Consider the following 12,796-nt stretch of genomic DNA (forward strand, 5'->3'; position numbering starts at 1 on the left):
ATAGACGCCTATCCTGTTATTTATGTAATTAATCTACATTTCAAACGTCCGACATCACTATTAGCAACTCGACTTTGTGGAATCAGCCAACAACAAGACTCGTCATCTTTAATCGCAATATAATGATGTTTTGCATAGTCCAACAAATTTGGCTCAGTAATTAAACGCTTCTTCCAATTCGGCATATCTAGAGGAATTTTATAGTCAGTAATAATTTCTCCCAGATCTTTTTTCATCAATAAATTAAAAAGCTCTTTTAAATAACTTGAATCACGACTAAATAGAAATTTTAAATCTTCAGTATTCGCTATTAAACATCGCTTAGGTGCAGATACTGCATGTAAAATAGACCACCAATATTTGTAGAATTTATTATCACCAATAGTTAATAATGCACGCCTAAAGTCGTTAGAAATATCCTTTTCAGATAGGTATTTTTCTACGACATTTTTTCGCAATATATTTAAATTCTCATAATCAAACTCTTTAAAACACTCTAAGAAAATTTTAATACTTCCACGACAGAATAAAGTGTCCTCCAAATCATGAATTGCCTTTCGATTATTTTCAGACTGAATAATCAATGCAGCCTTTAATTTCTCTTCTTCAACTTGCTTAGTTGCGAATTTTGAAGAAATAGATTTATCCTGCAAATATTGATAAATCTTATCTTGTCCTGGTACTAACTCTGTCACCAAGTTTAAAGCACTTAAAAAAGAATCATCGTTATCAATTGTTGAATTATTAACAATATTTCGAATAACACGCATCCAATCTGAAAAGGATTCTATTGAGAATTCGAATTCGGAAATTAAATAAGAAGTTTGTGCATAGAACATCACTCGTTGTGGATAGGTAACGTGTGTCGAAGTTGCAATGAGCTCAAAAAAATTATTAAAAACAGAGTCACTTTTTAAATCTTTAAGGTTTAAAAACTTCAAATTACTCAATACAGTATTAATTGCACTAAAATCAATATCAGCGTATTTGTCTAAACTATTTACTAAATATTCAAATGTACTTTTATCAAAAGGAATAGAAATTAAAGCAGATGGATAGGCTGCCAATTTCTGTATATTAATTAAATCTTTTTTATTTATTAAGTATAGATTAGAAATCAATTGTAAAAAATATTCATCAATGGAATTATCTTTACTACGATAATTCCATAATAAATCTGTCCATTGATTATCTATTTTGAAGGAAAATTTTTGATTAAATTCAGTGTCTTTATTTTCCCAAGCCTCATCACTAATTTGTTTTTCTAATAGTGCCTTAAAGTTTTCGAATGAGGTAAGAGCCTTTCCACGAGCATTCATGGTAATGTAAAGATCATCCGATAAACCAAAATTATCCAAATCTAGATGATAAAATTGAATCACATTTTGTTCTGTGAGTTTACTCCATCCATTTCGAATATTATAAAACTTAGCATGAATAGCATCTAGCATGTTCAACATAGCAGAAATCGTAGGATCTTGCTTCCATGATAAAAAGAACCAAGGCTTATCAGTGATCAATTCAGATATTTTTTCACTACTCTCTAAGTTACAAAAATCAAAAGTATCCTTAATTAAGGATTCACAAAACTCTCGTGAGCTAATACGAGTTTCATAACTAAAATTTAACAGTCTGTTTTTCAAATTTATATCAACTTGATCTTTATTTGCAAAATAAAAGTGCAATAAGAACAAAGTTGTTAAACGTTGCTGTCCATCTAAAAGTTGCAAAGCATCATCAATTTGACTGCCATAAACAAAATCTAGCTCAATAAATTTTTCTTCATTTAATGAAGTATGAAGTGCATTTAGAAAACGAGTTCTGACTTTTTCCTGCTCTAAACGCCCTTGGGCATAATCACGTTGAATAATTGGAATTTCAATTTTGCTAGACTGAATAAGATTCCAAAAAGATATTTTTTCTGCGGTTTTTTTATTTAACACTGTATAATTCCTTATGCAAATTAAGATTGTTTGAGAGAATTTATTGTTTCTTCAATATCAGTTAAATATTGCTCCCGATCCTTCTCTCCCCAAAAACTCATTTGCTCTACATCAGTGCTATAAAATTTCATAAATACATTTTTTGTGCAGATAGGCACAAATGTACCAGTTTTCTCTCTTTCAATAATTTTCCTTCTTTTAATAGGAAATACTGAATTTTTGTAACTTCTATTGGTTGAAGAATCTAACAAAACCAGATTATCAATAGAGTTAACATCTAAACCTTGATCTTGGAATGACTCCATAAATTGAATAAAAAACTCATCAAACTGTGATAAATCACTTTGAACCTCAAGTAGTTTATTTTGAAGTTGAGAATCTAAGTTTAAATTTGAACTATTATCCAAAATTTCTTTTATCCAATCTTTCTTATGCTGATCAGATCTTGGTGGCTGGTCAGCAAGTGCAGTAATATGTTCAACATCCCATTTTTCTTTTTTGTAACGATCAAATGGAAATCTTGTGGTTTCATTTTGATTATTTAATAGAGTTTGTACATTATGAAATAACAAAATATGACGTATTTTATCAAATCCATATTGCAACTCACTTAAATCATCATCTGGTAAATACTCGAGTATTTTCTTATTTATTAACTTAAGAAATTCCATTTTGCTTTTTGAATTTTTTAATTCATAAATTTCATTAATGCTATAACCGATAGCAATCAAATAACCAATTTTATGATATAGTTTTCGATCTTGATACCATTCCTCAAGTGTTTGAAAACATTGCTTAACTTCACGCCATATGTCTTTGATTTTATCTTTTTTTAATTTTTCTGAAAAGAATCTAAAAGTGAAGAATTCATCATGATGAATTGTCTTTTTAGATATTAAGTTAAAAATTAAGTCTATTCGAGTAGTCAAAACTTTTTTATCAGTTAAAAAATACCAGAACGAATCATTCTGCAAGGCATATTCCATGCGATCCCATTCCGTTGAAATTTCAATCTGTTGCAATCTTATTTTAGCCTTATCTTTATCGTTAAGTTCAATAAAGTTAGTTTTATTTAAAAATAATGCCTTAATCAACTCTGCATTAGTTAGTGGAATTTTCCCGACATTTAAACGAGTAAAAACATCTACCGAATCACTATCAGTTTCATACCAAATCACTTTTGTGCTATGGACAAAATTTGACTCCAACTTTCCTGGATTTAGCTTACCTTTTTTGTTTAAATCTAATGCCCATTGATGGATAGTTTGATAGGATGTACTAATATAAAAAAAATCAATATTTTGATTATTAATAATATCCTTATCACTTGAAATATCAATTACTAAATTATTTAAAAAGTCTGTACTAGATTTACGTGTTTGATAACTTAATGAAAATTCATTTAATTTAAACATCCCTTTCCACATTTGGTTTATATAATGAATCACTAAAAAAATAGTCGTAAGCCGTTGTTGTCCATCAATAACCTCATACCAATCTTTTTCTACCTCCAAGTCATTATCTAATTTTGATGAATCAGACATTTTTTTTAAAACTAAAGGTTGTAAGCAATACCAAGACTCTTCGTTTTTTTCATTTCTTTTAGGTTCAAACTGATTGATATCATTTAAAAAGTCATTAATTTGTTGAGGAGTCCATCTATATCCTCGTTGGTAGGCCGGAATAAAAAAATTCTTATCCAACAATTGTTGGATATTCATTGGTTCTATCATTAAAGTTGTATTCACGCTTGCCCTCTATTTTGCAATTTTTATCAACATATCAAGTGATAAGTAACGTAATTAAATATACCTATAATCTTTATCAAAAAGATCTTCATCTCACCCTAAACCAAATTTATTGAGTGTTAGGTAAGCTTCTCACCCTTTCCATTATTTTGGCTAGGATCAGACATAGTTTTCCGTATTTTTAACAATTTCATAATGTAAGGATCAACCTGTCTACTAAATAACTGATGCACGGACTAAAGCAATTCTCTGAAAATAATAAAATTTACTTCCTGCGATTTAACATCACACTTTTAACCAGCTTAATTACAGTATTTAGCTATCAGTATGTACTCAAGATAGGTAATTCGACGAGGGCATCAAGTACAGGTAAACTCTTACTAGAGATATAATTAATATCGCCTACTAAATACACTGCATCACGAGCCCGTGAAATTGCCACGTTAATACGACGGTCATCAGCATAAAAAGTTGCAGGACCAATGTTACGTACAAACGAGAAGAAAACAACATCAGCTTGGCGTCCTTGAAACGCATCAACAGTATCAACCTCTATTGCAAGTAGCTCACTATAATCACATTTCTTTAATGCTTGACGTATAGCTTTGCATTGAGCACGGTACGGTGTAATAAGTGCTACGCTAATCTTTCTCTTTACTGAATTATTTTTTAAGCGGTTACTCATTTCAGTCAATTTTTTCAAGATAATGTCTATCTCAAATTCATTGATCAAGATTTTCTTTTCCTTACCTCTTTGTGCTGGTACTCGATATCCCTGAGACTTATACGTAAGCCAACCAAACTCCTGAAATTCATGATTAGTTTCTGTTCTATAATGATCTAACTCACCTTTGTAAAAATGATTAGAGATAAATTGACCAATGTGTGGAAGCATTCGAAATTGCTTTCCTAATGTTCCTTTCATATTAGTTGGCAAGTTATCGAATAAGCGCTCAATTACACCATTACGAATTAAACATTCCTTTTGTGCGTCCATTTTTTCTAGGACTTCCGATTCTTCTGTACAAAAGGTAGGAGGTAGTTGTTTATGGTCACCAACCAAAATGCACTTCTTGGCAACACTCATAGCCATAAGCCATTCAGGCATAGTTGCCTTCGAACATTCATCAACGATTGCTAAATCAAACATCTGACTTTCACTATCCATCAAATGGTCGATCTGATTACACGTAACACCTATCACTTGGTGCATTTCTGCTAAATTCCGTGCTTGCCAACGAGCAATGGATACAACATCGTCATCATTATTGGTTTTAGATGCATTTAGCTCACTCCATAATTCCATAGTCAGTTCTGGAGCTACGCCATAAGCCTGATGCCAAAGAGTATCTGCTCGTGTCAGAGCATCTGCCTCTCGAGCTTTTTCAGACTCGAATTCAGTAATACTAAATTTTGGATATCGTAAAATTGATTTTATAAGCTCTTGAGCAATTTCATTCGACAGACGATCTATTGCATTATCGACAGCCACATGTGTTTCAGAGCTAATCAAAATACGAGCATTGGGTTTAGCCTTAATTAGTTGCAGAATTATCTCTACAATTGCTGTCGTCTTTCCCGTTCCTGGTGGACCTTGGATAAAAAAGAGATCTTCGCTTGCCAAAGCTTTTTGAATCAACTTAAATGCAGCATCATTTGGTTCATAGCTGTTCTGTATTGGCTGAGTCGCACAAATAGACATAGACGAGCATTCACGTGATTGAAATTCAGCAATAAACTCATCAATTTTTTCTTGTGCATTTAAGGCTTGTTTATTTGTTTTTTTATTAACATCAATATTAGATTGATCATCTATTAAAGAAAAAAGCTTATCTCCATCAACGGCGTTATTGTTGTAATAATAATGCAGGATTCGATTATGATTAATATTACAATTGGTGCCTGCACGGAAACCTAACAAGCACCGTATTTGACGCTCAAGCTTGGTTCTAGTAGCCCGATCAACATTAACAAGCAACTCTGTAAGATATTCCAACCAATGATCAATGTGATCAATAAAGTCAATTGCCTGTTTTGCTTCATCGCACATTTGAGAATTATGTAGACCCATTTATGCCTCGACGTATTTTGTATTTAGAAGCATCTCTACCCCTGCAGGATTTTTACAGCCCAATTTATTAAGAAGTAAACGGCGTATACCTGGGGTCTGTATCTCATCCATAGTTAAAGGCAACTCAAATTTATTGTTCAGCAATTCAAAGATAATATTCATATCTGTATGGATAGTGAGTTCACCAAGATTATTTTCCAACATATCTGCTGTGATCAGGAGATCGATAGCTAAAGCAATTCTATGAAGCGAGAACTGAGGTAACGCTGAAGTAAGTGTGTCTTTGGTGTTATATCCATTCATCACTGCTTTCGTGACTGCAAAGACAGCTTCTTCAATCGCAAAATATCTCCAATAAAACTGTAATTCGACTTTAGACATATTTTTCACTCCTGTTTTTCTTCTCCTCCCAATATTTACGTTTTTGTGTAGCTGTATTGATTCCAAAGATCGACCAGGCATCAAAAGCACGATCTAGCAATAGCATTTCAAATAACGAATCAATCCCAGCATCTGGATGCAATGGTTGTATACGCTCAATATAACCCTTCAATTCATCGCGCCGAGTATATAAAAATGCTCGAGCATCCATAAGTTTTTTTCTTTCATCAAATGCTTCATTGTGCTCTATTTTTAAATAATCACGTCTGGTTTTATCCCTAGAAAAACTATCTGGATATTCCTTAGTGTCATGTGCATCTTGAACTCGACGTTTATACAGTTGGAATTCGCTTTTAATCTCGTTAAAGTTTTGAGTAGCACGTTCTACATCTTCATTTGCCATTTTCAAAACTATCTGTCTAATTTCTGTCAATGTTCCACCTTCACTAAGTCCCCTCATCCACATATTAACCTGTTCAAGATCACACTCCTTGAATGCGTAATAAGCCTCAAACTTCTTAGCAATTTGACTCCAAGTATCAACACATAGCTCATACTCTTTTTTCAGAGTATTTTTATTAGCTTTATGCTCTTCTTCAGCCTCCTTTTTCTTTACAGATAAATCACTACGTTCTGCACGTAGCTGATTAACTTGCTTTAAAAGCGCACTACGATGACTTTGAAGACGTCTAAGCTCATTTTTAAACTCTTCGTAGTTAGATTTAGAGGTACGCTCAATACGTTCATTCGTTTTTAAAATAAAATCGTTTTTAACAGTAAGCTCTCGCTTGGCTGTTAATTCTCTCCATGCGTGTCTTTCCTGACTCTGAGATAACTTCTTTAGCTCAAACATATAAGCATCGAGTAAATTAATTGTGGAAAATAAATTATTTATTTTTTTTGAAAGGATATTTAGCTCTTGTTGGTAGAGATCCATATACATCCAAGAATCCACACAACTAAACATCATATCTTGAAATTTATTAAGTTTAGGCAAATAACCAGTTGTAATAGTTAATTGTTGATTCATAAACTCAATATGTTCTTTAAGCTCTTTATTTCTCTTTTCTTGATGAGATTGAATCCTCTCCGAATAGTCTCTTCTCTTAACTTGAAGTCGCTGTTTTACAACTTCTTTTTCACGATCTAACTCACGGATTAAAGACTTGGTACGAGCCTCTTCTTTTTCCAACTTTGAGCTAGCCCACCAATGGGCAATGGCTTTAAAAATCATAATCCCCCCTTACTGCATTTCTAGAAATTCACAGGCTTGATCCCAGCCAGTTCTATGGGGAATAAGTATTTCCATACGTGTGAGAATCGTTTTTTGCATCACCTGCTTTATAGTTGCATCTGTTTGATCCGTGATAGCTAAATCTTTGATTTTATTTTGTAGCTCTTCAAGTTCATCTGAAAAAGCTTCTGAACGTTTTAGATCTTGTTGTTGCTTGCGTAGCTCAATGTCCATTAGCTCTGTATGCTCGATATAGCTCTTACGTACTGAGGTAAACATTAAATACTGTATTTCAAGATGTTGATTGAGATCTTTACTCATTGCATCAAACTGATCAAATGCTTGTTCTGTTATGCTCGATCTAGCCTCTTCATACTGTAGATCGATGGCTATAATCGCATTTCCATATTGTTTCGCTAACTCTTCCATCATTGCTCGCTCTTGTTCAGGCAGAGCATCAAGTTGGGCATGTATACTACTTTGAACAGCTCGCAATTGATTCTTACGAACACCGTATTCAGAAATTACAGATATAGCACCACTCAGCGGTAACACGTCACTCCAACTAAAATTCAATTCAGATAGCTTGCCAACTTTTCCTACATAGGTCGAAAGATCGATTTGTCCACCATTGAGTAATTCAAGCGCTGATTTCAAATCAGTATTAGCAATTGCAATACCCTTAGATGAAAAATGATTAACATATGCGCCAGCTGCAACTGCAAAACCAATCGCAAATACAGTGCCACAAGCCATTACACCTAGTGCACCTAAAGTGGCTCCTCCAATTGCATAACCAGAAATTGCTGCTGGTATAACAGCCCCAAGGTAAGAACTAGCACCCACTCCCAAGCTAAATGCCAAACTGCTACCAACGACCTGTACAGTACTGCCAATCGTCGATGAAGCAAATTGAAGATTATCAATTTCACCTTTTGAAAACTTATAGATGTTTTGAGCTAGCTGAAATGTAATTTGGGCTACGGCAGCTGCAACGTTGCCTTTAACAAGTTGCTTTCCGATTGTTTGCCCTATCGCCTTACCCGTTTGCTGAGTTGCAGCATCAACCATGGCTTGGCCTGCATGTTGAATACTAGTGACCAACAACGCATTACCAGCCCCTTTGACCGAGCTAGCTACTACACGTTGTGCAATTTCCATACACTGATCCATAGTTAAAGGGTCATCGCTACGCAAAACTTCTAGCAAAATCGTTGCTGACTCACTAACAGCACCACCAATCGCTCCTGCCTTTGCTGCATTACGATATTGCATTGCGTTAAACTCAGAACGTACACGTTGCTTATCTTTGTATTCTGGCCCTTCTTGATTTTTTTTAGTTTCGTGTACCAACTCTTCAGCACTACCTTCCCCCTTTCGGTTCAGACCTGTGCTAGACACTTTGCCATCACTCGATGTCAGTTTATCTGTCGCATTATCAGCAGTATCCTGATAACTCTTAGATACTTCAGGACGTATTTCTTTATTTCTCAGAGCCTGTTTACGTGACGCTGCTTTTACAGAGTCAACCTGATCTTTTGGTACAATTTTACCAACACCATCGTATTTTTCTGGTGATAGTGCACCTGCTGTCTTTTCACCATCTTTATAAAATTTAACTTGATGTTTCGTTGTACCATCTGGCGTTACTACATGGATATCTGCGACAGGATCGTTATGCATTCCAACATCTAGTGTAGCCCGATGATTATTATGCCCCTTAGCTGCAGCTTCAATATTAAATGAGCTTGCATGATGTGCTTCCGCTGCAAACCCTTGCTGAACATCAATTGTTTGACTGGTAAATCCCCCATTTTTATAAGAGATTGCATCTTTTATCCCTTTACTATACTCACTCAAAGCTTGGTTTAAAGCATCACCCTGTACTTGGTTCCATGCGCCCTGAAAATAAGAAATACTCTGCCCGGTGATATCCAGTGACTCTTCGTTTTTTTTCATAAAGCTCTATCTGTGCTATTTAACTTTTATACTGCTCAATATTTAATTATGAGTAATATCATGTGTATTTACGATCTATCTCACCAAATTCTATATAAGTAGCATCTTCTCAAAAAGCTGATTTACTAAATCCATATCCTCTTTAAGATTCATCTTATAATTCCTTTTAACTCACCCACTTATCATCATTCATAGCTAAGGTTTTTACTAGATCAAAAACTTTAGTCACTTTCTCAGTAAACATGATGAAGTCATAACTTTCAGGTAAATCGACATTTAAAACTTTAGAGATTTCAATTTTTACAATTTCACTTTGTTGAGCATCTTTCCACCAATCTTGAACCAGTACTTTTGGGGTTGTACTCAAGAGAGTATTCATTAAGTCCTTAGTAGCCAACTTCACTTGTTGCTGCTCATCTTTGGTTAGCTTGTCTTTTAAGAGTAGATCATAAATTTCTAACTCATCTTCAGTCAGACCTTCTCTAATATGACGCTGATCTTCTTCTTTCAACCCTCTTGTAAATTTCTGCAGTTCATCAAACAACTGTTCCGTCGCCGTGGCACCAGAGTTATAACGATCTATCATCTGCTGGTAACGTTCAGCAAAGTTAATACGACCACCATTTTGTTTTAACATTTGAATAATTTTTTTCTCAAGAAAAGCACGCATATCTGCAATTGCAATATTCTTATGCTTGGTTTCTTTGAACTGTTCTTTCAGCTTATCAAAATCAATCGTACTCAAATCCCATTTTTGACCGTGAATCAAACTATAGCTTTCTTTAAAATCCTTCACCGTTTTCACAGTATCTTCATTTACGATGACACTTCGGTCTAATAAGCTTATGACTGCAGCACCTGATTCCTCAAGATCCTGACGCTCAATCATCGCTTCAATAAAACCATGTAAGAATTGAATAACAGATACAATTGGTCTAGGTTTTGCCAATATATTCGGTTTACATGCCTCATATAAAGCTGCAACTGTATTAAAATGAACATTGAAGGTTTTACGATATTCATCTTTTTCTAATAATTGATCTGCATATTGCTCAAATAAAGCATTCTCTTTAAACGTGCTACCGCTCTCATTACGAGTTTCCAATATTTTATTCAGATCAATTTCTTTAGATTCACAGTACTCTAATGTCTTTGTAATCGCTTCATCCAACATTTGGAAAAGTACTGTTTTATCCTGAACTGGAGCATCTGTTTCACCATCTTCTCCGGTGCCTTGACCATAATCTTTTAAGGCTGTTTTTAGATTCCTAAATACGTTGTAATAATCAATGACTTCACCATTTCTTTTTTCTACCAGCTCACCCTCTGTATTCTTAATGCGATAGGAAGTCACTCGGTTGGCACGCGCAATCGTTTGCATCAGCGTATGGCCTTTCATAGGCTTATCTAGATACAGGGTTGAAACAGTGGGTGCATCAAATCCTGTAAGCCACATTGCACACACGAAGACGAGTTGTAATGGGTGCTCTGGGTCTTTAAAGTTATCCTCGATATCTGCCCCATTGACGTCAAGTTTACTGAGACGATCAATATGTGGCTGGATGTCTAAACCTTGTTTATCAAAACGCTCTTTTTCCGAACTAGGATCACTAATCACTACCGCCATTTGTACGGTGCTCATATATTTTTGGCGCTGTTTCAACCGGTGTTTTTCAATATCATTTTTAGAGTTATGAATTCGTGTTTGTAAATTTTTAAGCTCTTGTTTCCAAAGTTTTGAAACCTTGTCGTACATCCTTACTGCCGTGAATTGATCTACGGCGACCATCATACCTTTACCCAAATACCCACGGCGTGGGAAATGGTACACAATATCTTCAGCAATACGATCCAAACGATCATCTCGCTTAATCACTTCCAACTCAGTTGAAAACTTACGCTCAAGCTTTTCTTTCTGAGCATCATTCAGCTCTTCATCTTCCAGAATTTCAGCAAGCTCTTCATTGAGATCATCATTTTGCAATAATACCTCAGGGACACGCTTTTCATAAAAGAGTGGTAATGTTGCCTTATCCTCAATTGCCTGTTGGAAGGTATATTCCGAAACGTACTCACCAAACCATTGTTTTGTCTTCTTCTGTTTAAGGATTGGCGTACCTGTAAAAGCAAGAAAATGTGCGCCGTCTAAGCCTTTACGCATATTCTCAGCAAGTGATTCATATTGGGTACGGTGCGCCTCATCGACAATCACAATGACTTCACGCTCAGATGGATCAAATAGTTGTGGATACTCCTGGCCTTTCTCATATCTAAATTTTTGAATTAAAGTAAATACAATCTTGGTATTTTGACTTAGCAAGGTTCGAAGATGAGTACTATTTTTAGGTTGTGCTGCTTCAGCTTCTGTGACAGCTTGTGTATATATAAAGTTTTTATAAATCTGTGTGTCTAAGTCTTCACGGTCAGTAATCACAACAAAACTGAAATTACCCGTGACCTTACGATAAATCTTTCTGACATAAAAAATCATCGAAAAACTTTTACCCGAACCTTGTGTGTGCCAAAACACCCCAAGGCGACCTTTCAACTCATCACGTTTTAAAAAGTTTTGGAAGGCATGATTTACCCCTAAAAACTGATGGTTTTGGGCGATAATTTTATATTTTTCATTTTGGAATAAAATAAAGTTTTCTACATAATCTAAAAGACGTTCTGGACGACATAAACCACGCAGCAAGTATTCAATACTGGTACCTTGTTCTTCAATCTCTTCTTTATTGACCTTTTCCTTTTCTTGGTCTACACGTAACCAGTTAAAGAAATGCTCCCATTCCGCCGTAAAGCTCCCGAGTTTTGTATCTGTTGCATTTGAAAGCACACAAAAAACATTAGTTAAAAAAAGTTGAGGAATATCATTCTTATAATTTTTTAGGTTGTCATCGAAGGCATTCTTGAGCTTTACATTTGAATTTTTAAGCTCAATAAATACGAGTGGCAAACCATTTACATATAGGATCAAGTCTGGACGGCGATAAGCTGTTCTTGGCGTGCGTCCTGTCGATTGAATCCATAACTGAGAGACTACCAAAAATTCATTATTTTCAGGATGTTCAAAATCTATGAGTTTTAAAAATTCGTTTTCATGCTTTTCGCCGTGGACATCTTCATAAGTAATAGATGCACCATTACGGATATCTGCATAGAGTTCCATATTGGCTTTAATCGCCGACATTGAACCACGGCGCTCCATCAATTTAGATACAGCATTTTCTATAACTTCTAGAGGAACTTGGGGATTCAATTGCACACATTTAGCAATCACACGTTCTTTTAAGATGACATCTTTTTTGTCTTTACGACCTGAACCATCATTTAAGTCACTTGAATCGGTGGTATAGCAGTTGAGATGCTGATAACCGAATTCAGTTTTTAAAACACCAATGGTTGCTTGTTCAATGTCATCTTCACTAATAAAGTTACGTGTTACTTTCGCCACAAT

7 protein-coding genes are annotated in these 12,796 nt (G+C 34.8%); all 7 read right to left on the minus strand.

Going from position 1 to position 12,796, the window contains the following annotated elements; all coding sequences use genetic code 11:
• Window positions 1-20: 20 nt before the first annotated feature.
• Window positions 21-1,943 (minus strand): GmrSD restriction endonuclease domain-containing protein, encoded by a 1,923-nt coding sequence (locus tag ACNS8M_RS08345; RefSeq protein WP_419224708.1) that lies wholly within the window; start codon window positions 1,941-1,943, stop codon window positions 21-23.
• 20 nt (window positions 1,944-1,963) lie between these two features.
• Window positions 1,964-3,691 (minus strand): DUF262 domain-containing protein, encoded by a 1,728-nt coding sequence (locus tag ACNS8M_RS08350; RefSeq protein WP_419224709.1) that lies wholly within the window; start codon window positions 3,689-3,691, stop codon window positions 1,964-1,966.
• Window positions 3,692-4,013: 322 nt separating this feature from the next.
• A complete protein-coding gene (locus ACNS8M_RS08355) occupies window positions 4,014-5,762 on the minus strand; it encodes an AAA domain-containing protein (RefSeq protein ID WP_419224710.1) in 1,749 nt (582 codons plus the stop codon).
• Window positions 5,763-6,143 carry a hypothetical protein gene (locus ACNS8M_RS08360; protein ID WP_419224711.1) on the minus strand — a complete coding sequence of 127 codons (381 nt, stop codon included), beginning with the start codon at window positions 6,141-6,143 and terminating at the stop codon, window positions 5,763-5,765.
• Window positions 6,136-7,377 (minus strand): hypothetical protein, encoded by a 1,242-nt coding sequence (locus tag ACNS8M_RS08365; RefSeq protein WP_419224712.1) that lies wholly within the window; start codon window positions 7,375-7,377, stop codon window positions 6,136-6,138. Before ACNS8M_RS08365 ends, ACNS8M_RS08360 begins: the two co-directional genes overlap by 8 nt.
• A gap of 9 nt (window positions 7,378-7,386) precedes the next feature.
• Window positions 7,387-9,336, minus strand: coding sequence for a hypothetical protein (locus tag ACNS8M_RS08370; RefSeq protein WP_419224713.1), 1,950 nt, complete (start codon window positions 9,334-9,336; stop codon window positions 7,387-7,389).
• A gap of 166 nt (window positions 9,337-9,502) precedes the next feature.
• Entirely contained in the window at window positions 9,503-12,793 is a 3,291-nt protein-coding gene (locus tag ACNS8M_RS08375) for a type I restriction endonuclease subunit R (protein WP_419224714.1), read from the minus strand.
• Between the last annotated feature and the right edge of the window lie 3 nt (window positions 12,794-12,796).

The organism is Acinetobacter sp. A2, assembly GCF_048537555.1.
Taxonomy (GTDB): domain Bacteria; phylum Pseudomonadota; class Gammaproteobacteria; order Pseudomonadales; family Moraxellaceae; genus Acinetobacter.